This window comes from Vibrio sp. RE88 (assembly GCF_013113835.1).
Classification (GTDB): Bacteria; Pseudomonadota; Gammaproteobacteria; order Enterobacterales; family Vibrionaceae; genus Vibrio.
Window position 1 is genome coordinate 461,389 of sequence record NZ_VTYQ01000001.1, and the last position, 25,959, is coordinate 487,347.

At 44.7% G+C, this 25,959-nt stretch carries 25 protein-coding genes and 1 pseudogene; 18 read left to right on the forward strand and 8 right to left on the reverse strand.

All coding sequences use genetic code 11. From position 1 onward, the window contains the following. Positions 1 to 145: 145 nt before the first annotated feature. The 10 genes from F0265_RS02195 (at position 146) to F0265_RS02240 (ending at position 8,561) form a co-directional block, all read left to right on the forward strand. Complete coding sequence (locus F0265_RS02195) at positions 146 to 745, forward strand: VTT domain-containing protein (RefSeq protein WP_171747578.1); 600 nt, start codon at positions 146 to 148, stop codon at positions 743 to 745. After that, the gene (locus tag F0265_RS02200; RefSeq protein WP_171747579.1) at positions 729 to 1,859 is read left to right on the forward strand and encodes a D-alanine--D-alanine ligase; all 1,131 of its coding nucleotides are present in this window, start codon (positions 729 to 731) and stop codon (positions 1,857 to 1,859) included. The genes F0265_RS02195 and F0265_RS02200 overlap by 17 nt, the downstream gene beginning before the upstream one ends. 24 nt (positions 1,860 to 1,883) lie before the next feature. Beyond that, on the forward strand, positions 1,884 to 2,432 hold the full coding sequence (locus tag F0265_RS02205; RefSeq protein WP_171747580.1) for a hypothetical protein: 549 nt from the start codon (positions 1,884 to 1,886) through the stop codon (positions 2,430 to 2,432). 3 nt (positions 2,433 to 2,435) lie between these two features. Then, positions 2,436 to 3,182: an NRDE family protein gene (locus tag F0265_RS02210; RefSeq protein ID WP_065742508.1), complete on the forward strand. Its 747-nt coding sequence runs from the start codon at positions 2,436 to 2,438 to the stop codon at positions 3,180 to 3,182. After that, positions 3,179 to 3,616: a YHS domain-containing (seleno)protein gene (locus F0265_RS02215; protein ID WP_171747581.1), complete on the forward strand. Its 438-nt coding sequence runs from the start codon at positions 3,179 to 3,181 to the stop codon at positions 3,614 to 3,616. The genes F0265_RS02210 and F0265_RS02215 overlap by 4 nt, the downstream gene beginning before the upstream one ends. A 15-nt stretch (positions 3,617 to 3,631) precedes the next feature. Next, positions 3,632 to 4,084, forward strand: a complete 453-nt coding sequence (locus tag F0265_RS02220; protein WP_038160379.1) for a hypothetical protein — start codon at positions 3,632 to 3,634, stop codon at positions 4,082 to 4,084. A 1-nt stretch (position 4,085) separates the two neighbouring features. Then, positions 4,086 to 5,858 (forward strand): GNAT family N-acyltransferase, encoded by a 1,773-nt coding sequence (locus tag F0265_RS02225; protein ID WP_171747582.1) that lies wholly within the window; start codon positions 4,086 to 4,088, stop codon positions 5,856 to 5,858. Positions 5,859 to 6,118: 260 nt separating this feature from the next. After that, positions 6,119 to 6,862, forward strand: coding sequence for an oligogalacturonate-specific porin KdgM family protein (locus tag F0265_RS02230; protein WP_021457682.1), 744 nt, complete (start codon positions 6,119 to 6,121; stop codon positions 6,860 to 6,862). Positions 6,863 to 7,037: 175 nt separating this feature from the next. Continuing rightward, positions 7,038 to 7,883, forward strand: coding sequence for a DMT family transporter (locus F0265_RS02235; RefSeq protein ID WP_171747583.1), 846 nt, complete (start codon positions 7,038 to 7,040; stop codon positions 7,881 to 7,883). An 87-nt stretch (positions 7,884 to 7,970) separates the two neighbouring features. Beyond that, complete coding sequence (locus F0265_RS02240; protein WP_171747584.1) at positions 7,971 to 8,561, forward strand: hypothetical protein; 591 nt, start codon at positions 7,971 to 7,973, stop codon at positions 8,559 to 8,561. A gap of 58 nt (positions 8,562 to 8,619) precedes the next feature. Here F0265_RS02240 and F0265_RS02245 read toward each other — a convergent pair whose 3' ends face one another. The 3 genes from F0265_RS02245 to F0265_RS02255 form a co-directional block, all read right to left on the reverse strand. Beyond that, a complete protein-coding gene (locus F0265_RS02245) occupies positions 8,620 to 9,486 on the reverse strand; it encodes an EamA family transporter (protein ID WP_171747585.1) in 867 nt (288 codons plus the stop codon). Between the two features lie 485 nt (positions 9,487 to 9,971). Next, complete coding sequence (locus tag F0265_RS02250; protein WP_171747586.1) at positions 9,972 to 10,769, reverse strand: Cof-type HAD-IIB family hydrolase; 798 nt, start codon at positions 10,767 to 10,769, stop codon at positions 9,972 to 9,974. A 163-nt stretch (positions 10,770 to 10,932) separates the two neighbouring features. Then, positions 10,933 to 12,240, reverse strand: coding sequence for a hypothetical protein (locus tag F0265_RS02255; RefSeq protein WP_171747796.1), 1,308 nt, complete (start codon positions 12,238 to 12,240; stop codon positions 10,933 to 10,935). 328 nt (positions 12,241 to 12,568) lie between these two features. Here F0265_RS02255 and F0265_RS02260 point away from each other — a divergent pair, with 328 nt between their 5' ends. From F0265_RS02260 to F0265_RS02280, 5 genes are all read left to right on the forward strand, one after another. Beyond that, positions 12,569 to 12,793, forward strand: coding sequence for a ParD-like family protein (locus F0265_RS02260; RefSeq protein ID WP_171747587.1), 225 nt, complete (start codon positions 12,569 to 12,571; stop codon positions 12,791 to 12,793). Further along, on the forward strand, positions 12,786 to 13,568 hold the full coding sequence (gene map, locus F0265_RS02265; protein WP_171747588.1) for a type I methionyl aminopeptidase: 783 nt from the start codon (positions 12,786 to 12,788) through the stop codon (positions 13,566 to 13,568). Before F0265_RS02260 ends, map begins: the two co-directional genes overlap by 8 nt. Positions 13,569 to 13,747: 179 nt before the next feature. Next, positions 13,748 to 14,446, forward strand: coding sequence for a VC0807 family protein (locus F0265_RS02270; RefSeq protein ID WP_019276295.1), 699 nt, complete (start codon positions 13,748 to 13,750; stop codon positions 14,444 to 14,446). A 394-nt stretch (positions 14,447 to 14,840) separates the two neighbouring features. After that, a complete protein-coding gene (locus F0265_RS02275; RefSeq protein ID WP_171747589.1) occupies positions 14,841 to 15,719 on the forward strand; it encodes a 6-carboxytetrahydropterin synthase in 879 nt (292 codons plus the stop codon). A 367-nt stretch (positions 15,720 to 16,086) separates the two neighbouring features. Beyond that, on the forward strand, positions 16,087 to 16,767 hold the full coding sequence (locus tag F0265_RS02280; RefSeq protein WP_171747590.1) for a DUF1826 domain-containing protein: 681 nt from the start codon (positions 16,087 to 16,089) through the stop codon (positions 16,765 to 16,767). Positions 16,768 to 16,852: 85 nt separating this feature from the next. Here the strand turns inward: F0265_RS02280 and F0265_RS02285 are convergent, their stop codons facing one another. Both F0265_RS02285 and F0265_RS02290 read right to left on the reverse strand, forming a co-directional pair. Next, entirely contained in the window at positions 16,853 to 18,412 is a 1,560-nt protein-coding gene (locus tag F0265_RS02285; RefSeq protein ID WP_253809280.1) for a methyl-accepting chemotaxis protein, read from the reverse strand. Between the two features lie 321 nt (positions 18,413 to 18,733). Next, positions 18,734 to 19,276, reverse strand: a complete 543-nt coding sequence (locus F0265_RS02290; RefSeq protein WP_171747591.1) for a nuclear transport factor 2 family protein — start codon at positions 19,274 to 19,276, stop codon at positions 18,734 to 18,736. A 150-nt stretch (positions 19,277 to 19,426) separates the two neighbouring features. Here F0265_RS02290 and F0265_RS02295 point away from each other — a divergent pair, with 150 nt between their 5' ends. Beyond that, positions 19,427 to 19,810 carry a helix-turn-helix domain-containing protein gene (locus tag F0265_RS02295; protein WP_045986453.1) on the forward strand — a complete coding sequence of 128 codons (384 nt, stop codon included), beginning with the start codon at positions 19,427 to 19,429 and terminating at the stop codon, positions 19,808 to 19,810. A 52-nt stretch (positions 19,811 to 19,862) separates the two neighbouring features. On the opposite strand, the pseudogene F0265_RS02300 reads toward F0265_RS02295, so the two are convergent. Further along, positions 19,863 to 20,127 (reverse strand): annotated as a pseudogene (locus tag F0265_RS02300) (type 1 glutamine amidotransferase domain-containing protein); the annotation flags it as partial. 96 nt (positions 20,128 to 20,223) lie between these two features. Here F0265_RS02300 and F0265_RS02305 point away from each other — a divergent pair. Continuing rightward, positions 20,224 to 20,997, forward strand: a complete 774-nt coding sequence (locus F0265_RS02305) for a Hachiman antiphage defense system protein HamA (RefSeq protein ID WP_171747592.1) — start codon at positions 20,224 to 20,226, stop codon at positions 20,995 to 20,997. Continuing rightward, positions 20,981 to 24,511, forward strand: coding sequence for a DEAD/DEAH box helicase (locus F0265_RS02310; RefSeq protein WP_171747593.1), 3,531 nt, complete (start codon positions 20,981 to 20,983; stop codon positions 24,509 to 24,511). Before F0265_RS02305 ends, F0265_RS02310 begins: the two co-directional genes overlap by 17 nt. A gap of 270 nt (positions 24,512 to 24,781) precedes the next feature. On the opposite strand, the gene F0265_RS02315 is transcribed toward F0265_RS02310, so the two are convergent. Both F0265_RS02315 and F0265_RS02320 read right to left on the reverse strand, forming a co-directional pair. Then, positions 24,782 to 25,072, reverse strand: a complete 291-nt coding sequence (locus F0265_RS02315) for a putative quinol monooxygenase (RefSeq protein WP_171747594.1) — start codon at positions 25,070 to 25,072, stop codon at positions 24,782 to 24,784. Between the two features lie 30 nt (positions 25,073 to 25,102). After that, positions 25,103 to 25,762 (reverse strand): nitroreductase family protein, encoded by a 660-nt coding sequence (locus F0265_RS02320; RefSeq protein WP_171747595.1) that lies wholly within the window; start codon positions 25,760 to 25,762, stop codon positions 25,103 to 25,105. Positions 25,763 to 25,959 lie beyond the last annotated feature (197 nt).

Sequence of the window (25,959 nt, forward strand, 5' to 3'; positions counted from 1 at the left end):
TTTTTCAACTAAATTGTATGTATGTGAAATTTTCTTATTGATTTCCCTATCTTGTTAACCATGGCGTAGCAATAAACGCCATGGATAGTTAGCCGGCCTATGCGAGTAGCGCTGAACATTTGAAGAAGTATTGCTGAGGTTAGAGATGGAGTTAGCAAATCAGATACAGGCATGGTTGTACGCTGGGCATACATCAGTCGCAATGCTGTTTGTTGGCATCATCCTGCTTTCTTATTTACTGGAAGACTTAGCCATCGTGACCGCGGCAACGCTCGCAGTACAAGAGCTAATGCCAATGAGTATGGCGCTAGCGGCTATCTTTGTTGGGATTGCCACAGGAGATCTTGGTCTCTATCTGATGGGTAAAAGTGCGCAACGTGTGCGCTTCTTACGATATCGAATTTTCCAATATCAACGTGTTCGTCAAGTGAAGAAGAAACTTCATCAGAGCGCGTTTATTACCCTGTTTATTGTTCGTTTCATTCCGGGTCTGCGCACCGTGGGCTTCACACTAAGCGGTTTTCTTGATGTGCCTATAATGCGCTTTTTTGTCGCGGTGATTGGTGCAACAGGGCTTTGGACTGCTTTGATTTTTGGTTCCTTCTACCAGTTAGGCAGTGTGGCCTGGCTGAAAGAGAGTCACGTTAGCTGGGTGCTGATTCCAGCAGGTCTATGCTTAATGTGGATGCTCAATAAAATTATTACAAAAACATTCTTAAGAGGCTCTTATGACACAGTTCGCTAATGTCGAAATGATTCCACAAGGGAAAGTCAATGCGGGAATGCCAGTTCTCCATGAACCGAAAAGAGTCATCTCGCCATTTGAATTTTTACCAGCTTGGTTTGTTTATGCCCCTGTGGTTGTCCAAAGTGCAGCATTAAGCCTGTATCACAGAGATTGGGCGCTACCGCTGATTGCTAACCCTGCGATCAAACTTAGCGGTATGGTTGGAGAATCCAAACACGACATTTTCAGCGCGGCTGGAGATATTACTCGCCAGTGGATTTTGCCTTTCATTACGTTGGAGAAATCTGACACCAATGAAGAGCAATTGTTTACGCAAGCAAAAGAACAACTTAAACAGCAAGGAATTACTTACCCTCTTGTGGCAAAACCTGATTTGGGTTGCCGAGGAGTTGGGGTCAAGTTGGTAAATGGCGACCAACAACTCAAAGACTATATCGCTCAGTTCCCTTCTCAAGGACGCTTTCTGTTGCAAGTTCGCTCAGACTACAGTGCTGAAGCGGGAATATTCTATGTCAGACAACCGGGAGAGGAGCGAGGCAAGGTTATTTCCATCACTCTTAAATACTCCCCACGTGTGACGGGTGATGGACGCTCTTCACTCAAGCAACTGATTGAGCACTGTCCACGCGCAGGCAAACTCCAGCATTTGTATTTGCCTCGTCATAGTGAACATCTCGATGTGGTTATTCCAGAGGGGGACGAGTTTCAGTTGGCATTTGCGGGCAGCCATTCGCGTGGTTGTATCTTCCGCGATGGCAATCAATTCATCACGGAGGCTCTCGAACAAAAGCTGGACGAAGTTCTCGGTGATTTTGAAGGCTTTAACTACGGTCGTCTGGATGTGAAATTTAAAGATATCAACGCATTAATGCGTGGTGAAGCGTTCGACATTCTCGAAATCAATGGCGCGAGTAGTGAAGCCGCGCATATCTGGGACAGCGACACATCACTGTCGCATATCTTCAGTACGCTGCTTAAGCAGTACCGTTTGCTTTATCAAATTGGCTCTAAACACAAACAGCAAGGCCATCAAACGCCTTCTCTGGGTGCGCTATTACGGGCGTGGCGAGAAGAAAAATTGCTGACTCAGCTTTATCCCATGACCGATTAATAGCTCTGCGCAGGAAAAATGTTTATGAAGAATACTTCGACGCTTTCAGCCATGCTTGCTAAATCTCAGCCTTCTCAGGCCGTTGTCGGCTGTATTGAGACGCTCAATCAGGGTTACGAGTTTTTAGAAACGCTACAACCGGAAGATTATACCTATATCGCCCAACCTCATGTGAGCAGCTCGATTGGAGAGCATTACCGTCACTGGCTCGACCTGTTTCATGCAATTCGTTTGGACCGTGACAAGATTGATTACAACGTTCGTCGCCGTGGTCACAACGTCGAACGAGATATTAATGTCGCTAAGCAGGAGATCGCTGAGCTGATTGAGTGGCTGTTTGGTTTACCAGCCAATGAATTACACCAGCCAGTACAAGTCGAAACAGAAGTGATGCTCTCTCAAACGCACGTTGAAGAAGTGACGTCGACCTTTGTCCGCGAAATTACTTTCGCCGCGTTGCACGCTACTCATCACTTTGCGATGGCGAAAGTCGTGGCATCGTTAAGAGGCGTGGCATCAGACAGCCATTTTGGCGTCGCACCAACGACGGCAACTTACCAAAGGGCGCAGTAATCTATGTGTACATTATCTTGGGTTTACCATGGCAATAACCACTACGAAGTCTATTTCAATCGCGACGAGCAGCGTTCTCGCCTACCAGCGCTTGAACCACAAAGTCTGGTCATTGATGGTGTGCACTGTGTGATGCCGATTGATCCTGTGGGTGGAGGCAGTTGGATATCCGCCAATGAACACGGTGTTACTGTCTGTCTACTTAACTTCTACCAAGGGAAAACACCGAAAGGTCCGCTGACCAGCCGGGGCATGATCATTAAGCGTCTCGCCAGCAGTTGTTCCAGTCAGACTGTCGACGCTCGCTTGTTGGAAATGGAACTCACACATTTTGCACCTTTTACTGTGGTTTCTTTCGATACGCGCAGAACGGCGAATGAAACCGTGCTGTGGACATGGGATGGAGAGCAGCTTACGCGTTCACACGCGTTTGCTCCAATAGTCTCTGCGGCTTTGCACTACGAAGAAGCGAGACAATATCGCCTAAGCCTGTTTAACGAATTGGTGTTGACGACGCCAGATGATGAGATAGGTCAACGTTTTCATCAGACGTTTGATGGCAGCTATCCGCACCTTTCTCCTCTTATGGAAAGAAATGACGCCCGCACTGTAAGTTTTACCTCAGTTGTCGTGTCTTCTACTAAACAAGAGATGAATTACCAATCAATCGACAACCACCGCAATGTTGATTTTCGAACGGCACAAAGTTGTTTGAAGGCTGACGTTGTAGAACAAGGAGTCTTCAAATGAAGAAGTTATTTGCCCTTTTAATCATGTTAGTCAGTTTCCCATCTTGGTCAGCAGATAAAATTTACACCGGAATATTCAGCAGTAAAGCTGTGAGTGGTTATGACACAGTGGCCTATTTTACCGAAGGTAAACCCGTCAAAGGCAATAGCAAGTGGCAGACCGAGTATGAGGGCGCCGACTGGTATTTCTCTTCTCAAGAGAACTTAGACAAATTCAAAGCTGACCCTGAAGCTTACGCTCCTCAATATGGTGGTTACTGCGCGTGGGCGATTTCAGCTAAAAACGATTTTGCGTCAGCGGATCCAAAACAATGGGCGATTGTCGACGGTAAGCTTTACCTGAACTACGACGCAGAAGTGAAAGGCTGGTGGGATGACGACCGCGCAGGTCACATCAAACAAGCCGACATCAATTGGCCAACTTTAGTTAACTAACAAGGACTTCCCTCTATGAAATTTTCTCCGATTAAGCATATTCCTTCAGCGTTTATTGCCTTTGTCTTTATTCAATCGTTGTTCTTTAAGTTCTCTGGCTCTTATGAGACGGACCATATCTTTGGCACGCTAGGGGAATGGTCAGGGATTGAATGGTTTGGTGTTTACGGTGGTTACTTAATTGGTTTTTCCGAGCTGATTGCCTCAATCCTGCTGTTTACTCGCTTACACGGTGTTGGTGCGGCAATGAGTGCAGGCATCATGACAGGTGCGATTTTCTTCCACCTGTTCACCCCTCTAGGCATTGTAATGCCTGAGTTCAACGCTATGGGTGAGATTGTTGGTGACGACGGTGGTCTGCTATTTGGTATGGCATGTATTGTTTGGTCGTGCGGTGTATTCCTCTTCATCCGTGATGTGAAAACGGAAGGAACGTTTACCAACAACCTGCTAGCAAAAGGAGCTTAATATGTTGGATAGTCCTTTCAGATTGCCGCGAAAAACGCCGTTTGGTATTGGTGAGTCAATGGTGGAGTGGGCAACGGGTTTATCAACGCTCGACGCACTCTACAAGCAAGATATCTTGCCGGAAGACAGCTTTGAGTTTATGCAAGAAGCACTCAACCGAATTGGCACTCAGTATGAAGTCGATCATGGCAGTCTGGAAAATATCCCCGCCGAAGGCTCGGTGCTGATTGTTGCTAACCATCCGTTTGGTGGTATCGAAGGGATAATTCTCGCGTCTCTGATTTCTAAGGCGCGAAAGGACGTAAAAGTGCTGGCGAATGAACTGCTAAAACGTATTCCTGAACTGGACGATCTGTTCATTGGAGTGAACGTATTTGGTGGAGAACAAGCCAGACAGACCAACAGAAAAGCGATCAAAGAAGCCAATCAACACCTCAAAGAGGGTGGGGTGTTGATTATCTTCCCTGCGGGCGAAGTCTCTGCTTGGCAGGCGAATGAAAATAAAATCACCGATAAAGCATGGAGTAAGTCCGTCGCCAAGTTTGTGAAGCATGCTGAAGCGACAACGGTGCCAGTTTTTATCAATGGCATGAACAGCAAGCTGTTCTATCAAGCGGGACGAATCCACCCTTTGCTGAGAACGGCGCTTCTTGGACGTGAACTGCTGAACAAATCAGGGCAGACGATATCCGTCTCCATCGGTAATGCCATCCCATTCTCAGAAATCAAAGGTTTTGAGGATGAAGAAGACATTATCCAGTACTTCCGCCTTAACACGTATTTAATGGGCAGCATGGGAAAGCCACAGACGTCTGCACTGCAGGCGGATGATGCCGAGCCCATTATTGCTCCTGTTGGTGTTGCCACATTGGAGAATGAGTTGTCGCAGATTGGACAATACAAGCTCCTCGAACAAGGTGACTTTGATGTTTACTGCGCTCCAACGGATGTGATTCCGCATATGATGGAGGAGATTGGCCGTGTGCGTGAAGAGAGCTTCCGTGAAGTCGGTGAAGGCAGCGGTTTATCGTGCGATATCGACAGATTCGACCCACACTACCATCAGTTGTTTGTCTGGAACCGAGCGAACCAAGACTTAGTGGGTGCTTACCGCTTAGGTCTTGTGGATGAACTGATCGCTAAAGGCGGAATAGAGCAGCTATATTCCACCAGCCTGTTCAACTATGACGAAGCGTTTGTTGATACCTTGGGCCAGTCGATTGAGCTTGGCCGCTCCGTGGTGTCGAAACAATACCAACGTAACATGCATTCCTTACTCCTGTTATGGAAAGGCATCGCCAAGTTTGTTGAACGCCATCCGAAATACACGCACTTATTTGGCCCGGTCAGTATCAGCAATGATTACAGCCCAGTTGCGAGACAGCTGATAGCATCGGTAATGTCTGTCCATTATTACGATGAAGAGAAGGCAAAGCTCGTGTCGCCAACCACACCATTGGAGAAGAGTGGTCAGGAATTCTGGCGTCCGGACATGCTGAGTTCGTTGGCTGATTTACCGCTGCTCTCCAAAGTGTTGAGTCGCCTTGAGCAAGGTATGGGGTTACCGGTTCTGTTGAGACAATACCTAGGAATGAACGGTAAGCTGGTTTGCTTTAATGTCGACCCTGCCTTTAACTTTGCACTGGACGGCTTGATTGTTGTCGACCTGACGTCGGTACCAGTCAGAACGCTAGGCAAATACATGGGGCGGGAAGAAGCGAAAGCGTATCAAGAAATTCATTCTGCACAGGTAAGCAGAGAACAGTCCCATTAAACTCATCCATAGATTCTAAGCCGCGATAATCATCGCGGCTTTTTTGTATTTGCCACCCTTAAGTGTTCTATAAAGGGAGTTATCAGAAAGTTACAACTGCTATATGCCAGACATAACGCGTTAACAATTGATGTGACCGACCAATCAGATGAACCTTGATACAGCGAATGTATCACCATACCTTTTACCTGTTTCATTCGAATTTCTATATTTGGCTGCGCTGACAGCACATTTTATTTATTACTTTTATAGGTCTAAGTATGAAAACCCAAACTTTACTTTGCGCGGCGTTGATAACTACTGCCTCCGTACCTGCTATGGCTGGTGACACCAAACTGGACGTTCGTTTTGGCTACAATACAACTTCTGAAAATCGAGACAGCCGCGTTAAGTTTATGCACACTTTCGACAATGGCTTCTACTTCAGTGCAGAAGCCGCTCAACTGCATAACGATAGCTATTTTGGTGGTAATGACTCCAACGATGATGGCAAAAATGGACTGCAGGCGGCTGCTCAGGAGTTTGAAGCCACATACAAGTTCAACATCAATGAAGATTGGTACTGGTCTCCAGGCTTAGTGATGGTCACGGCGCCAGACTGGACAGAATACCGACCGTATTTAAAGCTAGGCACAACGTTTGATAACGGTATTTCAATGACAGGTCGCTACCGCTACAACTGGTCAAATGATGAAAACGGTAAGCAATACTTAGATGGAAGCGGCACCACCCGAGGTGCGTCTAACCAGTTTGACTTGTGGGTATCAAAGAGCTTTGGTGATTGGGGGCTGATGTATAACCCACGCTACCGTTTCCAAGATGGTGTGGATCAAGGGACAGGACGAGACGATTACTGGGAACACACCGTGATGGTCAATTACAAGGTAGATGAGACTTGGACACCATATATGGAGCTGGTCTCGGTGGATGAAACCTATGTAGATAGCAACGGTAATCGAGAACAGGATTACGCAGTACGCTTCGGTGTTGTCATGAATCTCTAATGACCGATTCTGTCTTGCGCATTTGGTAAATACGTGTCCATGGCCAGTCAGAGTTCTGACTGGCTTTTTATGTTCTGCTGACTCCTGATATAGCCTTTTCACATTAACCAGAAGCAACCGAGCTATCCCGTTGGTGAGTTTTCGCCATACAATCTTATGGTTGAAAGGGAAAATCATGCATAAATCTATTCTTCTTGTCGCGGCGCTTACTGCATTTGCGGCTAACTCATTTTTCTGTCGATTCGCTCTCGCAAATCACGCCATTGATCCAGGCTCATTTACTTGGCTTCGTTTGGTGTCTGGGGCGGTGACGTTATGGCTTATCTTAGCGTTCAGAGGGCAGATGAATTACCACTTTGTCAGAGACAAAGCCAGTTGGTGGGCTGGGGGAGCGCTGCTTGGTTATGCCGTAAGCTTTTCATTCGCCTACACCCAGCTCACTACAGGGACAGGCGCGTTAATTCTATTTGGAATGGTTCAGATGGCTTTGATTGCTTTCCATTTAATGACAGGTAATCGCCTTAAAATCGGTGAAAGTATTGGTATTGTTATCTCTCTGACAGGGTTTATTGTGCTTATGTTGCCGTCTGCCGAGACGCCCGATTTGGGTTCCGCTACTTTAATGTTGGTCTCAGGCGTCTGCTGGGCGGGGTTCACCTTGCTAGGTCGCAATACTGCCAATGCTGCTCAGTCGATAACCAATGGTTTTTTAGTGGCGAGTCTGATGGCGTTAGTGCTCAGCCCTGTTCTATTCTCACTGGAGTCGGTCACTGCGCAGGGAGCCATGTGGGCGCTGTTGTCCGGGGTGTTCGCATCAGGATTCGGTTACATTCTTTGGTATCAGGTTTTAAAGCACCTTTCTGTTTTTCAAGCTTCCGTTTCTCAGTTGGCAGTACCTGTGATTGCATTTATTGCGGGTAGTTTACTACTTGGGGAAGCGCTTACTCTAAATGCAGTCATGTCGTCATTGCTGATTTTGGGAGGCATCGCGCTGATTTTTGCCGTTCGTTTCAGGGGCTAACTCTCGTTTTTATCATCTGTCTCAGTAACGCGCTGAAATCACAGCTAAATTATGGGGAAGAGATATGAACATAATGAGAAATAATCGATGAAAATCTGGATGACGCTGGGGCTTGCATTAATCTCGCTGAATGCTTTTGGACAGCAACAATCTGAAAGTGACAGTGCATTTATTGATGTCAACGTGACACTGGAGCTGGAAGGGATAGAGAAGTCCATCGATCAAACTCGTGTTTCGTTGGATAACATTGCTGGTGCTCTCGATGGTATTGCGCACAGTGATAACCTGACCGAACAACAAAAGCAGACACTGAGTGAGACGATTTCTAACCTCAACCAACTGGTCTCTATCTCTAGAGAATCAGTTGCTAGTTTCCCTGCTGCTATTCAGCACTCTCAACAAGTTGTCAGTGAAAAAAGTCAGCGATTTTTCGATGATTTGCAGTTTAAGATTGTGCTGATTGTCGCTTTGGTTGGTGTCATTTTGATCGCTGTTATCGGCGCCGTGTACTGGCTATTGCTAAGACCACTTCAAAGTACGGTATTCAGTGCAACAACTAATGTGTCTCAGATGGCTAAAGCCCTTAAGGTCACCGCAGAGGCAGTAGAACGCTGTTCTAAGAGGCAAGAAGAAATCACACAGCAACTCGCAGACCTGTCGGAAAAAGATAAAACCTGAAATGAGACAGTGTAAACAAGACCCGGCAACGCCGGGTTTTTTGATTGCGTATTGGGGCTTACACAGCTCTATTTTCTTGTAAATCAGCTGTTTGTTTCGTTGGCATGGTTGCGCCCAAGCAAGCAATGCTGATCGCCACAATGCCCAGCCATTGTTTTGAACTGAGCTTTTCTCCGAGTATTATCCAGCCAGCAATCGCACTTACGGCCGGAGATGCGCTCATTAGTAAGCCAAATATGCTTTTTGGGAGTCGTTTGAGAGCGTATATGTCGAGCAAGAAAGGTAAGGTACTAGACAATATGGCAACGATCAGTCCAAAAGCTAAAACTTCAGGCTTCAAAAGCGCAGCTCCAGCACTGACGGTGCCAATAGGGACAACCAGCATGGCTGCGAGGCACATACCGACGGTGACTGCGCCTGAGCCTAAATTTGATACTTTGCTTGCGGAGTTGATATACAAACCCCAACAAACGGCGGCCAAAATGGCGTAGATCACCCCTGTGGTATTAAGCGATGCGCTTGACTCGCCATAAGGCAAAAGCATGACTCCAATCAGAGCAAATAATATCCATAGGAAATCAATTTTACGTTTAGTGGCAAGCAGTGAAGCTCCGAGAGGCCCAAGCACTTCAATGGAAATAGCAATACCAACGGGAATATGAAGGAAGGCTCGATAAATTAAAATATTCATTAATCCAATCATCGCACCGTAAACAAATACACTGGACCAGTTAGAGCGATTGAAATTTAGTTTCCATGGTCGAAAAACAACTAATAAAATTAAAGCGGTGATGCCGATACGTAATGTCGCCACTCCTTCGGGCCCGACTAAAGGAAATATAGTTTTGGCAAAAGCGGCTCCAATTTGGAGTGAAATCAGAGACGCTAATGCGGCGGCCATGGAAAGGCGAGGTACTGGTGCCATAAGGTTCAATCCTAGTCAGTGTTGTAGCCCAACGTTATCAACTACACGGTAAAAGTAACGGGAACGGCGGGGGCTTTATCGCTTCAATCCCGCAATTACTATTTTTTAAACAGCGATATCGACAGTGCTTTGGAATTATGTATTAAATCCGATTTTATTAATTATCAATATTTTTATTTGATAACATAGTTACTGCGCGTATTTGAATTTTAAAATATAGAAAGGTACAACCAGTTTAAAGTACCCATTTTGTGTATATTTTTCTTAATGTGATTTTATGCGCATTAATAGCTGTGAAATAAATAGTCTGGTTATATTAATAATTATATGGCTCATTGAGGGTGGGAATAAAATAGTAGAGACAAATCAATGGCTATGAGTTTGAGGGCATAATTTGTCTGTGTTTTGTAGGATGACACGCTAGGTAACAGGATGGGGAAAAGCCCAGCAACTAAGTTACCGGGCTTTCGAGAGGGTTATGGGAACTAAAGCAGCTTTTCTTTGATGACCTGAAGGACGCCATTCTCTCGATTACTTGGTGCGCGGAATCGAGCGGTCTGCTTGATGGTGTCGTGAGCATTCTCCATCGCGTAGGAGTGGTAGCTCTCTTTGAGCATTTCTAAGTCATTTAGGTAGTCGCCAAAGCTCATGGTTTGTTCATGACTAAAGCCAAGCGTCTGTTGGAGATGTTTAATGGCTGCGCCTTTGGAAGCCTCTGCATTCATCACATCCAGCCAGATCTTAGCGCTCACCACCACTTGATGACTGTCGCCAAAGTGTTCGTTCATGGTCGGGAACACGAGCTGTTCTGTACCATCGAAGTGGCAAATTGCGATTTTAATGAACTCTTCTTCAACGCTGAGTAGATCTTCAACGTACTCGCAGCGGTGGTAATACTTGGCAAATTCTTCCAACGCGCGAGGATCTTGCGTTTCGATGTAAGCTGAGTTTTTACCGCAAAGTACAATGTGTGTTTCACTAATCGCACGTGCTTGCTGAATGATGGCTTCAATGGCGCTGCCATCAATCGTGCAGCTGTAAAGCTCTTTGCCTTGATGCATGACCAGCGTGCCGTTTTCAGCGACAAACATCATACGATCTTTAATTGGAGAGAAAGTCTCCATCAGGCTGTAATACTGACGCCCCGATGCCGCTGCAAAAATGATCTGTTTCTGTTCAAGCTGCTCGTACAGTTCGAAGAATTCAGGGTTTAGCTGGCTGTTTTCATCCAGCAGAGTGCCGTCCATATCGGCAGCGACGAATTTGATATCTGAAAGCGACATGTTGTGTTTACCTAAAAATGCAGAAAGCGAAGGGCTCGAAAAATGCTCAAGCGAATATCAGGTAAAGTACAGGAAAACGCAGCGATCTCAAGCAGAATTGCTAAGAGTAGGGGAAACCAATCAGGGCCTGAGAACGTCAGGCCCGCTATTAGGAATAGGTTGCTTAATAGTCTTGATAAGCCCCGCTTTCTACCATCGCGGTCTGGAGCATTTTGTGCAAACGCGAGCCTGGTTTGAGTGGGTTGCCATACTGACTGGCTAAGACGCTATTTTTGGTCGACACCGACATATAATAATTTACCGCAGTCACCAGTTTGTCGGATTCTTTGCGCGTTACTAAGCTCTTCAGTGTTCTGACAGCGTGCTTGGATTGGCTGCTTTGTCGAAACTTGGTCGCGCCATCGTATTTGGCTAATGCGCCTGAAATGAGATTGATAAAGTAATTGTTGTCCGAAACGTTATCTTCACCAATTACATAATCAAAGATAATCTCAGGATAAGCTTGGCTGGCACCTGTGATCATAAACTCATTATTGCCACTGGAAATATTCCAGAAGTTGTTGTTGGTACCTCTGGAAATGACCGAATCATAACCCAGATCTTTGGCGTGATCTGAGCTTACTTTTCTAAAGTCGTTCCTTGCTGACGTGAAGGGAATTGCTTTATGGATAAGATGAGGAAACAGCTTAGAGTGCCCAAGGCAGACTCTGGAGATTAATGCGGTTTTACTGAATTTTCGGCCTGTATTATCTCGGCAAAAACAGCGATAGTCACCGCACTGTGGACAGGTCGAGTAGGTCATGATCTTCGAAAAGTTGTCTGAGAAATACGCACCCTGACCAAGCATCCCATAGCAACCTGTTTTCGCATTTTTCTTGCCTAGATCGGGCCTGAACCCTCCGCCTGCAATCAAATCACCGATATAAGGAGAGGTGCCGTGGAAGAGCATCAATTCCCCATTTCTTCGGTTAAGCACCGGGGCACAGAAGTCTGTATATTCTGTGTCATTTTGAAATTTAGACTGGAACTTAGTCGCCCCAATTTTGTTAGCTGAGTTTTCGCCGAGAGAGTAGTTGTTATTGAGAAACAATTTATACGTCGCTAACAACTCTTTGTTATAGATGATTTTCAAAGAACGAATCGAGATATTTGCCGACTCTGGTGGCTTAACATCGCCTTTGCCTTCCTTCATTCTCCGCGTCATCCTCGCAACGATCATTTCGCTGTTTTGAGGGTTATTTTTCATCTCATAGGCATAATGCATGCGGGCGTTTTCAGCCGTGGGTGAAACCACCTTTCTGGCGGAGATGTTTTCGTTAACAAAGTCTTCAACGTGTTTAAGAAAAGGGTGACCACTTGTCAGTTCTAGATAGATATATTTGCCACTTTCTGGTGATTTCCACGAAGTCTTAATCTCGCCCCAGTAATTTGGAAGCTCAGAGCTTAGATATTTTGCGTAATCGGTAATCATATTCTTCAATACCCCGTCTAGAACTTTACATTAATCGGTATCTTTCAGATGCGTCTGCTCGCCTAGAGCACCACAGCTGTTGCTCATCTGTCAATCAGTCATTATGTGTGAATACTCCTACACAATATGAACAATAGCGCATTACCAAACCCAGTAAGGAGTGAGTGATTCGCTATCAAGATCTGGTTAGACCATTAATCCCAAGTAGGAGTGTTTTGGTTTGCTATTCAAGGCTCCAAATCCTCTGCTCACCTGATCAGAAATTGGCTTGACGGATTAAACGCGATATATACAATAAATATACACTTCGTATATAGGTCGTATAATCTTGGGTATTGTCAAAATTTCAGATGAGCTGCATGAAGAGATCAGAAAAGCCAGCTCCGTGATGTCTCGTTCGATTAACTCTCAGGCAGAGTTTTGGATCAAAATGGGTATGTTGGCAGAGCTACATCCTCAGCTGTCGTTTAATCAAATTATTTCTGACCTGATGAAGTCGGCAGAAGTCTCAGCAACCAATGTAGCATCAGCGGAAGGGGAAACGGTTGAGTAACAGCGTCATCATCAAAACTGCGGCGGAAGCGGAGTTAATGCGTGAATCTGGTCGTCTGCTTGCTGAGGTGTTCCATATGCTGGATAGCTACGTACAACCCGGCGTATCGACAATGGACATTAACAATAAGGTGGAAGACTTTATTGTTAATGAGTTGAAAGCCCGCCCTGCCAGTAAGGGGCAGTATGATTATCAATACGTGTTGAACTCTTCGATCAATGAAGTGGTTTGTCATGGAGTCCCGAAAGCTTCCCAGTTTTTGAAACCTAAAGACATTATCAATCTGGATATCACTTTGGAGAAGAATGGCTTCATAGCGGATTCAAGCAAGATGTATGTGATGCCTGAGGCTACTCCGTTAGCAAGAAAGCTTGTTGAAGTGACGTATACGGCCATGTGGCAGGGAATCAAACAAGTGAAGCCCGGTGCCACACTAGGGGATATCGGTCATGCGATTCAAAGTTATGCTGAATCTCATGGCTATAGCATTGTTAGGGAATATTGTGGGCATGGCATTGGTCGTGAAATGCATGAAGAGCCCCAAGTGCTTCACTACGGAGTGCCCAATCACGGGCTGACTTTAAAAGAAGGTATGGTGTTCACCATTGAACCTATGATCAATCAGGGAACAGCGAGAGTAAAAACAAAGAAAGATGGCTGGACTGTGGTGACCCGTGATAAAAAGTTGTCCGCCCAATCTGAACACACAATTCTGGTAACCAGTACGGGTTATGAAGTGCTGACGCTGCGAAATGAAGAGAAGTCCTGCGCTTAGCATTGTGATAGAGTTGACTCGAGTGGGGTTACGTATCATTTTAGTCAATGTATTGGTTGCTTATGTATTTAATAAGTCGTTACACAACTCGACGTTTTAGCGCTTTACATCTTGCGCTAAGCAATGAACACTTCCCCCAAAGTAAATAGCAGCCGACATAATAGAGTTAGTAGGAAATTATGAGCAACACGACGGCGAAAAAGTCGAATCCATTATTTGAGATCCTTTTTAACGTATTCATCCCTTCATTCATATTGATGAAGTTTAGTGGTGAAGAGCACCTAGGCACGGCAATGGCTCTTGTGGTCGCTTTGCTTTTCCCTATTGGTTACGGCGGTATGGATCTTATCCGTAATAAGAAGTTCAACTTCATTTCCGCGCTTGGTTTTGTCAGTGTGTTACTGACTGGCGGTATCGGTCTGTTGGAGCTTGATACGCGTTGGTTGGCTCTAAAAGAAGCACTGATCCCTGGTCTTATCGGCTTAGCGGTGTTGGGCTCTACTTTCACTCGCTACCCACTAATGCAGAAGATGCTCTTGAACGACACGGTTTTAAACCTTTCTTTGATCACCAAACGCCTTGAAGAGAACGGTAAATCTCAAGAATTTGAGCGATGCCTGATGTCATCAAACTATCTATTCGCCAGTACCTTTGCGTTTTCTTCTGCGATGAACTATTTCCTCGCGACTTGGATTGTTACTAGCCCTGCTGGCACACCTGAGTTTAACGAAGAGCTGGGCAAGCTCACTTTGTACAGCTACCCAGCCATTGCGATTCCAAGCATGTTGATGATGTTCGGTATTTTCTATTACCTATGGCGTCAAATCCGAGCAATGACTTCTCTTGAAACCGAGCAGATATTCCATACCAACAAGTAGATATCGCATCGGTAGATTCAAGCCGAAGAACATAGATACACCAAACAAGCCTGAGCGGACAAGCGTTCAGGCTTGTTTGTTATTGGCTGGCATGAACAGCATTAGAGGCTGAAATAGGTGCAGAGAAGGAATAAAGCGGGTTTTCCTCTGATAGCCTAAAATGTAGAGTCTAACCCCGCTTAAGGTGTGGCTGCTTAGAGAATTACATGACTTTTAGCGAGTATTGCATAGATATTGCACTTTTCTTGTGAAAGAGATTCAAAAAAGGTGGACTTCGCAAAGCCGTTGTAACATCCTGCCACTCCAATTCATTCAACCACAAATAATGAGACGAAGTGCCTGCTGAAATGTTAATCAGCCTCCCGTATCTCATTAAAGTAGTAAGGAGTTCAACTTGAACCTATTTGTAAGAGATCTTACCGTTATCGATTCTTCATTCATTTGTGAACACAGAGGCATCGTGGGAGATAGTTGGATTTTAGATGCGACCTTGTCGGGTGAGCTCAATGAAATGAGCATGGTGTTAGACTTTGGCAAGGTAAAGAAACAGATTAAACACCTAGTCGATCTGCACGTCGATCACCGCCTACTGGTTCCGATGAAAAGCGCTGCTGTCGTTCACAACACAAGCAAGCCCGGTTATGCCACACTGGATGTTATGCGTGACAACAAAAGCATCCACCTTCAATGCCCAGACGAAGCGTACTGCTTGATTGATGCAGAAGCGATCACTATCGAAAGTCTGACTGAGCACGTTTATCACATCCTCCGTGATAACCTACCAAGCAACGTGACGGGACTAGAAATCACACTTCGCCACGAAAATATTACTGGCGCGTTTTATCACTACACTCATGGCCTTAAAAAGCACGATGGTAACTGCCAGCGCATTGCGCATGGTCACCGCTCTCCGGTTGAAATATTGGTGGATGGACAACGTGATAATGAGAAAGAAGCGGCGTTCGCAAAACGTTGGGAAGATATTTATTTAGGTTCTGTCGAAGATCAGGTATCTGTAACGAAGCTGAATTTGAGCCCACGCGCTCAAATTATCTCAGACGAGAGCCATTATGGTTTCCGCTATACTGCGCCACAGGGCGAATTTGAGTTGGCTATCACGAAGAGTGAAACCGAAATTCTGCCAACCGACACTACAGTCGAGTTGTTAGCTGGCTACATCGCTGATCAAGTAAAGCCAAGCCTAGAGTCCAATCAATCCTTGCAGATCATCGCGTATGAAGGTGTGGGCAAGGGTGCCATGGCGTTCCGCTAATCGAACTAAGTCGCTTATAGCCCGCGGCGCGTTTCATTTATTACAGCGCTTACTCGCTCAACGTTCTCTGGAGAGAAGGTTGAGCATCTCATCTGGCGGGCTTACCTATCTCTCTTTTTGACGGCGAGTGATTGGCTTTCACGCTAATGCCTTTCAAACTCAATGAGTTGTACTCGGCGCCTGCCACCTTAATTTAAATGTTTATTAAGCTTATACATTCATCTCGGTACATCTTGGGCCGCAAGCTGTTTTTGTTTTTCTATTTGTTATGTTATAACGTTTCGATAATTGACCTTGCTGCTATCAATCGATAACAGGCAAGGTTGTAAAAGGAATACGATACGTTTGCCGCATAGGAGGTCATGCAATGAATGCAGTTGTCGCTGAACCGATGGTCATCAGTACCCAAGATACGTCAATTGAGGTGCCCAGTTTCAGTTTAGGGGAGCAACCGACTGTGTTGGGGGACATCTATCAGGACGAGGTCAACATTGCGATTTGGCGACGTCACTTTGACCCGGCATTTGTTGATGATGTAAGCCAATTTGTTGCTGCAAATCCGAATCTCAGCAAATCTCTGACTCTATCGCCAGAATCAGCTTATGAAGCGCTAGATTACGCGACAGATGGCACCGCGCCTAAAAAGCTGTTAGAGAACATGGCAGAGTTGGTTGATATGTTTTGTTATCTGTTCGACATAGAGCAGGCAGGCTTGCGTTTAGCGACACTGAGTGGCGCAATGTGCCCACGTTTTCATGTTGACCAAGTGCCTTGTCGCTTAGTGAGCACATACCATGGTGTTGCGACTCAATGGTTACCCAACCACGTACTCGATCGCACAAAATTAGGACGTGGCGCCAACGGGCAGCCGGATTCAGTGTCTGGCTTATATCGTCAGGAGTCGGACATTCAGCAGCTTGTTTGCGGCGATGTTGCATTGCTCAAGGGTGGACGATGGGAAGGCAATGAAGCAACAGGCCTAGTACACCGCTCGCCTTCGAATGTGTCTGAACAGCCAAGATTACTGATGACGTTGGACTTCGGTTAAGCCGCTTTACGGCAAGCAAATAAAGAAGCCAGTAACTGTGGTTACTGGCTTCTTTGATCGTATCTAGTCGACGGTATAAGGCCGATTAGATTTTGAATGAACCCACATGGCTGTCGAGCACCTGTGACAGCTCTGCCAGTTGCTGACTGGATTGCTCCAACTGCTCGCTGGCACTGAGGCCATGCTTCACTGAGTTGCTCACTGTGTCCATGTTCATGTTGATCTCATTGGCCACGGTAGATTGTTGCTCTGTAGCGGTTGCCACTTGCGTATTGATATCCAAAATGGTCATGACTTGGGTGGTAATTTCTTCCAGTGATTGTCGTGCCAATTGAGTCTGTGACGTGCCCTGATCAATCAAGGTTTTGCTGTTGTTCATTGAGCTCACTGCACTTTGAGCTTCGGTTTGCAGTCGATTAATCATCGCATCAATTTCATCGGTCGACTGAGCGGTTTTGGTTGCCAGGTTACGTACTTCATCAGCAACAACAGCAAACCCTCGACCAGCTTCACCGGCGCGAGCAGCTTCGATAGCAGCGTTCAAAGCCAATAAGTTGGTTTGCTCAGAAATCCCTCTAATCACATCGAGAATAGAACCAATCGACTGAGTATTATCGGCCAAGCTGACGATGATATTCGACGTGCTGTTCATCTCGGTTTCTAAGTTAGTAATCGCTGTGGTCGTGCTCTCGATGGTTTTGTGGCCCTCTTGGGCCTCATTTGTTGCTGTGCTTGCGGCATTTGCGGCGCCAGCGGCATTGGATGCGATTTCATTGACCGTCGCGATCATCTCGTTCATTGATGTCACAACCAGCATGGTTTGTTCGTTTTGCTCTTGTCCTCTGGCAAGTGCTTGTTGAGATTGTTGCCGAAGAGCGGTCGCTGAGTTGTTAAGTTCTGCACCAGTACTGACCACTTGAGAAATGATCTCATGGACTTTGCTGACAAAGACGTTGAATGCAGAAGAAATCTGAGCGACTTCGTCATTCCCTTTAATAGGTAGGCGAACCGTCAAGTCACCGTTCCCTTGAGAGATATCATGCAGAGCATTTTTCAGTACCGAAAGAGGTTGCATCAACTTGCCCAGCAGAAGGAAGAGCAGCGCCACACAAATCACAAAGATCACCACCATAGATGTCAACTGATACGCCACAATACCATTTGTCGCCTGACTGACTTCGGTAATAGGAATACCGATGTCAAAGGTGCCGTATAGCTTACCGTCGACATAGATTGGCGCCATAATGTCGTACACCCAGACTTGCTGTACATCCGCATACCATTTTGAGTATTGCTGCACGCCTCTCGTTGCTCCATCTACGGTATAGCTGTCTTCATAAGTTTTATTGAGCTTCTGTTTGTCACTGTGAGCAATAGCGGTGACATTGCTGTCGATCACAATCGCATAGCTAACATCAGAGCGTTGTTTCAGTTTGCCGACTAAAGCTTGCAGGTCTTTAAGGGGTTGTTGTGAATTTTCAAGAATGTAGCCTGCATTGCCCGCCAGGAATTCGGCTTGGACTTGTGATTTATGGAGTATGATCTCATCGATTTTTTGGCTCGATATGAGGTAGGTTGAGATCATGCTGGCGGCCACCGCAATGCCAAACATGATACAAACCGCGATTAGGATTATTTTCTTCATTCTGAACGTCTCTATGCAAATCTGCTTAATAATGCTTGTTGATGCCCTGCAACAAGTAAGCAACAACATTAATATCTAGTAGTTTGTCTGCACAATTTTCAATAACTTTAGTAAGTAGAGTTAAAACTCAAGCTAGTCGTCACATTTTTATTACTTTGAAGGCCGTGCAGCCTAATAGCTGAGCGAAGCAACGAATTGGATAGGCATCTTTGGGCGGGTGATAGACGTAGATGAAAGCGTATCTTCAGCAGGTGGGGGACATCTCAGAAATGGCAAAGGGCGATGATCGCCCTTTGTATATGCTCAGGTGTGCTGGGGGATTTAGAACACGCCATTAGCGTTTTCGATATCACCGCCACTTAGCAGAGAATAAAGTCTCATCGAAAAGTCTAGCGCTTGAATTGAATCCCAGTGCTCAACGATTCTGCCGTCTTCGATTCGCCACGTATCGATGATATTCATGCCTTTCTCATCGTTCCCTCGGTCTTCTTTGGCCAACGTGGCATGTGAATGGAAAATCACGTAGTCACCATCCACATAGATGTGTTTTACGTCGTAGGTGTAATCAGGGTAATCCTCTACGAACTCTTTCAGGAAGCCAACCAAGCCCGTCACCTTGTCAGGCAAGTTACGGTTGTGTTGTGTATAGGCGCTGTCGTTGTAGTGTTCCAGAACATAATCAAAGTTATGGTCATTCATTAAGTTTTGCACAAAATCGGTAATTAATTCGGCGTTGGCCAGTTCTTGTTCAGTCCAGTTTGGTTTCTGCAATTCTTGTAGGTTAATCGTTATGTTGTCTGATGATTGTGCATAACTCGTTGTACTTATTAGCAAAAGTATGGCGGATGTGATTAGTTTTAGCATGGCTCTCTCCGAGGTACTCATTGTCGTTTAGGTATACATTGATCATAATAGTAATTATTAGTAACCTACATAACAAGAAGGCACTTACACGTTCGCTAGGCACATTTTGGTAACCTACGCGGCGCTTAGAGTTTTGATAGGGGGCAAAAAATGGCTCAACAAGCTAAGGCTGAAAGACGAGTTTTTCATAACAATGAAGATTGCGCGGTGCGCAATGTGGTTTCGCAAATCGGTGACAAGTGGTCGCTCTTGATTCTGTTTGCATTGGTGGATGGGGAAGATAGGTTCAACTCGTTAAAATCAAGGATTGAAGGTATATCTCAACGGATGCTGACCCAAACATTGAGAGATTTAGAGCGAGAAGGCTATGTAAATAGAACGGTCTACCCTGAAGTGCCGGTAAAAGTCGAATACTGCTTAACAGAGATGGGGCGAGAGCTAGTTAAGCCTCTTTATCAACTGGTCTCTTGGGCTGATGACCATAGGCAGGATATTGAACGTGCACGCAAAGCTTACGACGAGAGAAACGCATAGAAGAGCTGGCACCAAGGCAGGCTGTGGAATTTATGCCTTGATGCCAAATCTATTAAGCTAAAATTTCCACCAGCTTTTGGCCTACGCCATGTGCACTGGTTGGGTTTTGGCCCGTAATGACACGTTCGTCGACAATAACAAACTCTTGCCAAGGTTGAACCTTGCTAAAGCGTGCTGCACTTCGTGCCAGTGACTACTTCCAGTAGGAATGGAATATCGTTAATGGTGCCGAAGTCGATTTCTTCTTCTCGGGTGAAGCCAGTGACTGATTTAGAAGCTAATAGCTTTTCGCCATTGCTTAGTGTAATTGGCAGCAGTACGATCTCTTTTATAATCGATGGCGATTGTCTACTATGTCCCCTACATGAGCTAGCTAGTACTGTGTAAGTTAAACGATGGAGTAGGTTTGAAAGATGATTTCCGTTGAGAATAAGTCAGAGGTTATTGAGCACTATAGAGAGCAACACGAATTTCTGAACTTATGTTTGAAACAGTGTGAGTTTGTAGCGCTTAGAGAAGCTCTTATTCGTATCTTGCCAGATTATTATGTAGATCCTCAATCTATTGCTGGAACCTTAGCTCGTTTAGGCAAAGTCGCAGCGGCTCAAAAGCTGCTGACTAAGATTCCTCAAGTAAAAAAAATCCGCTCTGGCGACTTGGGTGAGGTGCTAGCTACCGATTATATTGAAGAGTCGACAAATTATACCGTTCCGATTCGGAAGCTACGTTGGCGTGACCATAGAAACATGGCTATGCGTGGTGACGATGTAATAGGCATAATTGTTGACCAACAAGCCCAGACTATAAGGTTTCTCAAGGCAGAGGCTAAAGCAAATAAAGCTTTGAGTAGAAAAGTATTACATGAAGCCCGTGCTGAATTAGATCTAGATGAGGGGCTACCTGCCCCTCATGCTTTGGAGTTTGTAGCAGAACGTTTAAGAGAAACTGGCAACCAACCTCTTGCAGATTTAATAGAAAAAGTACAGCTGGTAGATGGTATTAGAACAAATCAAGTCTCACACCTCCTGTTTACTTTTACTGCATCTAACCCAGGAACTTTACAAAGAGAAGCGTTTGCTAACTATAACGGTGACATTCAACAAACTTCAGTTGGTTTTAGAGTTGCTAATCATCAGGAGTTAATTGAAGGTGTATATCAAGGAGTGATCGGTGGCCTCGACAATTGAAGAAGTAGAACGTCTCATTAGTGAAGCGGTGAGCCCGGGCTTCAGAGGCCGACTTCTAGAGCGTGGTTTAGCGCGCTCAATGATATGGAAAGATGGTGAGTTGTCAGATGGATCTCCAAGCTTTTCCGAAAAATTGTCTCATGATCTTTTATCTTATGGTTATTCTTTGCTTTCACTTGCAATTCGTTTAAGAGAGCTAGGTGGAGATGAGCTTCTGTGCCGCATGGCTTTTGAAAAGTCAGGAACAGCTATTAGTGATGTAATTCATAACGGAACACCTAATGATCCTGAAAAAGGTTTTCATCGGGTATTGGCCTCATCTGCTTTTCACTTAGGCAGATATTCGGCAAAAGCATTCTCATTAGTAAATTGTAATTTAGAACAACAGAATCTTAGTAGTATCGAGACGTTGCTCTCTTTGCTTATGTTAAGGCAGTTTGATCAAATTGAAACCATGATACTGCAATGGAAAGCTTCTAGCGAAGGTTCAGATGAGACGCTTGCGGAGCGTTTAGATGTAGAAGTTGATAGATTAAGCCAACTAGTAAATACGGATGATGAACTAGAGGAATATGGTATTTCTTCTATTGAGTTACCTATCATTCAGGCAGCAATTGAAGATAATTATTTCTCGTCCATATTTGAATTTTTATTTGCATTAGAAACGGGGAATCAAGGCTTCGTTGATAGTGCAATTAATCGAATCGACACAAACTTAACTGTGTGTGGAGAGTTAAACTTGTTACCACAGTGGTGGGTGTTAAGACTAACAAAGCACCTCTTAAGAGATCTTTGGGAATCAAGTTTTCATGAAATAATTCCAGGAGCGCAAGATGATGGGCATGATACTGATTGGAATCTATTACGCTGGCTATTTATTGCATCGCTCTATAAACGTAATAAAGCAGAAGTTGATTTATGGCCTTCGCAGGTTGAAGGTGCAAAGCGTGCTGTAAATCATAGCGATGATCTGGTTGTTTCTTTACCAACCAGTTCAGGAAAGACAAGGGTTGCAGAGCTTTCCATTCTGAGATGTTTAGCAATTGGTAAAAGGGTTTTATTTATAACGCCTCTTAGAGCGCTCTCCGCGCAAACTGAATCATCTCTCAGAAAGACATTTTCACCTTTAGGAAAAAAAGTTTCATCATTATATGGAAGTATTGGTACTAGTGATTTCGAACAAGATGTCATGAGAACACAAGACATTATCGTTGGTACTCCTGAAAAATTGGACTTTGCATTAAGGAATGATCCTACTCTTATTGATGATGTTGGCCTTGTTATACTGGATGAAGGGCACATGATTGGTTTAAATGAACGTGAAATCAATTATGAAGTTCAAATACAGCGGTTACTTAAGCGCCAAGATGCTGACGAGCGAAGAATTGTTTGTCTATCTGCGATTTTACCTAGCGGTGATCAATTTGAAGATTTTGTTGGTTGGCTTCGACAAGATAAAGGTGGTGACGCGATACAGTCTAACTGGCGGCCTACAGATTTACGCTTCGGTGAAATAGTATGGGGAGGTGCTTCGGCTCGTATTAACTTTTCAATTGGAGATGAGCAGCCCTTTATTCCAAACTTTATAATGCCTATTGTCCCACCATACCCAAATCCAGGTTATCGTAAAATTAGCTTTCCAAAGAACGCACAAGAGTTAACTTTGGCTTCAGCTTGGAAGTTAACTGAAGATAACCATACAGTATTAATCTATTGTCCTCAAAGGTCATCTGTGGATGCATTTGCAGCAGCTATTGTTGATTTAAATCGGCGAGGAGCCTTACGCTCAGTATTGGACGTACCATATTCGAAAATAGAGCTCGCCCTCATTTTAGGTGGAGAATGGTTAGGTGATAACCATGCGATATTGGAGTGCCTGAAAATTGGTGTTGCTGTACATCATGGAGCGCTCCCTACTCCTTTCAGAAAAGAAATGGAAAAACTTCTTCGCGAAGGTGTTCTCAAGATCACGGTATCCTCTCCAACTCTTGCGCAAGGATTAAACTTAGCTGCAACAGCGGTAATCGTACATTCACTGTATAGAAATGGAAAACTAATTGATGCTTCGGAGTTTAAAAATGTTGTTGGGAGAGCTGGCCGAGCATTTGTTGATACGCATGGACTAGTACTGCATCCCATTTTTGAGCGACATGATTGGCGAAAACGAGAGTGGAGAAATCTAGCAAATGATACTACTGCCCGTAATATGGAAAGTGGATTATTTAGACTTATTGCCTCTTTCATATCAAGAATTGCTAGTAGTTTGCAAACTCAGTCTGTTGCACAAGTGAGTGAGTATATATTGAACAATAGTAATGTTTGGAGTTTTCCTGTTTTAGCAAGTGAATCAGAACAACAACGTGATGAGAGTAATGAGGCTTGGAGTAAACACTTAGTCTTTTTAGATACTGCTCTTTTGAGCATGTTGGGAGAAGAAGAAATACCAACTGAGGAAGTGCCGAACGCTCTCGATGATTTACTTAACTCTTCGTTACTACAAAGACGACTTGAGAGACAACATGATGAGATACAGAGATTATTCAAAGACTTCTTGGCTCAAAGAGGTAAGCATATTTGGGCTGTATCCTCTGCTGAGCAGAGAAAAGGGTACTTTCTTGCTGGGGTAGGATTAACCACGGGACAAAAGCTTGATGAAATTGCCCCTGAGGCAAATAGCTTGCTAATAAATGCAAATACTCAAATACTCTCTGAGGAAGTTGAGGAAGCTATTGAGTCAATAATTTCATTGTGTGAGCTATTGTTTGAAATAGATCCTTTTATTCCTAGTATATTACCAGAAGATTGGCGTCAAATAGTTAATGCATGGTTAAAGGGGGAGTCGTTAAGGGAACAGAATTTTAGTTCCTTGGATGATACGCTTAAGTTTGTAGAAGATGGATTAGTTTATCGCCTACCTTGGGGGCTTGAAGCTATTAGGGTTCGTGCAGAAGCTAATAACGATGTAATTTCAGATGGATTGACTATCGATAGTTTTGAAATCGGGCTTTTAGTGCCCTCTGTGGAAAATGGCAGTTTGAATCGAAGTGCTGCGATGTTGATGCAAGCTGGATTTAGCTCTCGATTAGAGGCAATTAGGGCGGTTAGTGATACTGGAGCGTCCTTTTCAAGTAGTCAAGAGTTTAAAGCGTGGCTGTCCTCAGATGTTCTTAATCAGTATATATCAACGATTGCATTACTAAATGAAAACACAGCTAATCTATGGAAGTCATTTATAGGGGAATTCAAACCAGACGATGATACAGTTTGGCAAGGAACTACCGCTAACCTCCCAGTAAATTGGGTGTCAGATGCCACTGTCTCTATAGGGGAGCTTGTCAGGTTGTACAACGAAGATGATGGTGTAACAAAAATCCTAAGTAGTGAAGCTGATATCATAGGTTCTCTTAGAGAACGCTATGCATTATCAAAGAGTGGCGTCTACCGAGTAAAAGTGGAAGCTAATAACCTCGTATCAGTCGATTATTGGGGGACTGGAACTATGTTCCAAATTTAAGACCACTACCTGATTACTACAGTGTCTTTGGAAGTCGTGATTATCCATGTCGGCACCATTGCTGAGTTGTGGTTGGGTGAATTTGATCACTAGGTTGTAGGTATTTGTAATACATTAGATAATCAGTTAATTGCTAAATTAGCAGATCTTCTAACTAACTTTTTCCAAAAGTGCGTCAGAACGATTAGTACATCTTTATGAACTTAACTTTCTCGCATTTCAACCAAAAGCCGCTTAATGCGGCTTTTTTGTATCCCGATAACTACGTGCTTAGGCAATATGCGTCATGCGGTTGATCGTGAATGTCTCTACCGCGCCGTCAACAGCTGCGACGTAGTCAGCGATATGCGTGCTGGCGAGATGCTTATCCAGCGCGGCTTCTGAAGCCCAGTTTTCATGGAAAACGAAATGCGCTGGGTTGTCGTTGTCTTGATGCAGATCGTAGTTGATGCAGCCATCTTCAGCGCGTGTTTTGTCGATCAACTTGATCAGTTCAGCTTTAACCAACTCAACCTGGCCTTCTTTGGCAATGATATTCGCGATAATCGTTAACTTGTTCATGTGCTTACCTTTTCGTCAATTTCTGATGCTTTACAGTGTCGTGATGACATCTTCTAGAGGCAGACGCGCTTTTGGTAGGCCGTGGTTATAATCCTCACCGTCTTTGTGATAACCCAGTGCTAGCGCAAAGTCACACACAAAGCCTTCCAGTTCTTCTTGGAATTCTTCACCGATCAGCTCTGGGTCTACCCCTTCCATTGGAGTTGAAGCGATGCCCATGCGCGCCAACGTGTGTAGCGTGTTACCTAGTGCGATGTAAGTCTGGGCTTTTGTCCAGTTACCGTTGAAACCTGTCTCATCTGTGTTGAGTTCCGCAAAGCCGAACGCACCATTTAGCATGTCGTTGTATCGCTCTGCTGGCAGGTGGCCTGAGGTCACTTCTGCATCGACCACTTTTTTGTAGTTGTCTTTGGTAAAGCGAGGGTTGTGAGCAAACAAAATCGTATGAGACGCTTCTTTGGCATGCGGCTGGTTGAACTGGTGCATGTTGGCAAACGTGTTGTGGAAACGTTGTTTTGCTTCGTCACTTTCAAGAACGATGAACTTCCAAGGTTGTGAGTTGATAGAAGAAGCAGATAAACGAATCGCTTCTTTGATGACTTCCATATCTTCAGCAGAGATGCGCTTACTTGCGTCGTATTTTTTTGCTGTGTAACGAGTGTTTAGATCTTTGATGATTGGGTGAGTCATGTTGGCTCCTAGTTGAATTTAAATAATTGCATTAGGTCTCACGAACCGCTCGGACGATGTTGAACCCTTATTTCAAGTAAACGAACAAGCTCAAAAACTCGAAGACTTCGATATGAACAATGTCGATGGGCGTAGATTAACGACATTAAAGAAGGGGAAAAATAGCGAAAACTTCCAATCATTATGGAAATAATTGT

What these genes read in the sequence shown, in the direction of transcription:
- F0265_RS02250 (WP_171747586.1), bottom strand. Translation starts at nt 10,769, where the DNA reads ATGTCGCTTTCAGATATCAAATTCGTCGCTGCCGATATGGACGGCACT.
- F0265_RS02230 (WP_021457682.1), top strand. Translation starts at nt 6,119, where the DNA reads ATGAAAACCCAAACTTTACTTTGCGCGGCGTTGATAACTACTGCCTCC.
- F0265_RS02305 (WP_171747592.1), top strand. Translation starts at nt 20,224, where the DNA reads ATGATTTCCGTTGAGAATAAGTCAGAGGTTATTGAGCACTATAGAGAG.
- F0265_RS02285 (WP_253809280.1), bottom strand. Translation starts at nt 18,412, where the DNA reads ATGAAGAAAATAATCCTAATCGCGGTTTGTATCATGTTTGGCATTGCG.
- F0265_RS02290 (WP_171747591.1), bottom strand. Translation starts at nt 19,276, where the DNA reads ATGCTAAAACTAATCACATCCGCCATACTTTTGCTAATAAGTACAACG.
- F0265_RS02315 (WP_171747594.1), bottom strand. Translation starts at nt 25,072, where the DNA reads ATGAACAAGTTAACGATTATCGCGAATATCATTGCCAAAGAAGGCCAG.
- F0265_RS02245 (WP_171747585.1), bottom strand. Translation starts at nt 9,486, where the DNA reads ATGGCACCAGTACCTCGCCTTTCCATGGCCGCCGCATTAGCGTCTCTG.
- F0265_RS02270 (WP_019276295.1), top strand. Translation starts at nt 13,748, where the DNA reads ATGAGCAACACGACGGCGAAAAAGTCGAATCCATTATTTGAGATCCTT.
- F0265_RS02200 (WP_171747579.1), top strand. Translation starts at nt 729, where the DNA reads ATGACACAGTTCGCTAATGTCGAAATGATTCCACAAGGGAAAGTCAAT.
- F0265_RS02215 (WP_171747581.1), top strand. Translation starts at nt 3,179, where the DNA reads ATGAAGAAGTTATTTGCCCTTTTAATCATGTTAGTCAGTTTCCCATCT.
- F0265_RS02210 (WP_065742508.1), top strand. Translation starts at nt 2,436, where the DNA reads ATGTGTACATTATCTTGGGTTTACCATGGCAATAACCACTACGAAGTC.
- F0265_RS02225 (WP_171747582.1), top strand. Translation starts at nt 4,086, where the DNA reads ATGTTGGATAGTCCTTTCAGATTGCCGCGAAAAACGCCGTTTGGTATT.
- F0265_RS02255 (WP_171747796.1), bottom strand. Translation starts at nt 12,240, where the DNA reads ATGATTACCGATTACGCAAAATATCTAAGCTCTGAGCTTCCAAATTAC.
- F0265_RS02235 (WP_171747583.1), top strand. Translation starts at nt 7,038, where the DNA reads ATGCATAAATCTATTCTTCTTGTCGCGGCGCTTACTGCATTTGCGGCT.
- F0265_RS02195 (WP_171747578.1), top strand. Translation starts at nt 146, where the DNA reads ATGGAGTTAGCAAATCAGATACAGGCATGGTTGTACGCTGGGCATACA.
- F0265_RS02205 (WP_171747580.1), top strand. Translation starts at nt 1,884, where the DNA reads ATGAAGAATACTTCGACGCTTTCAGCCATGCTTGCTAAATCTCAGCCT.
- F0265_RS02240 (WP_171747584.1), top strand. Translation starts at nt 7,971, where the DNA reads ATGAAAATCTGGATGACGCTGGGGCTTGCATTAATCTCGCTGAATGCT.
- F0265_RS02280 (WP_171747590.1), top strand. Translation starts at nt 16,087, where the DNA reads ATGAATGCAGTTGTCGCTGAACCGATGGTCATCAGTACCCAAGATACG.
- F0265_RS02295 (WP_045986453.1), top strand. Translation starts at nt 19,427, where the DNA reads ATGGCTCAACAAGCTAAGGCTGAAAGACGAGTTTTTCATAACAATGAA.
- F0265_RS02320 (WP_171747595.1), bottom strand. Translation starts at nt 25,762, where the DNA reads ATGACTCACCCAATCATCAAAGATCTAAACACTCGTTACACAGCAAAA.
- F0265_RS02220 (WP_038160379.1), top strand. Translation starts at nt 3,632, where the DNA reads ATGAAATTTTCTCCGATTAAGCATATTCCTTCAGCGTTTATTGCCTTT.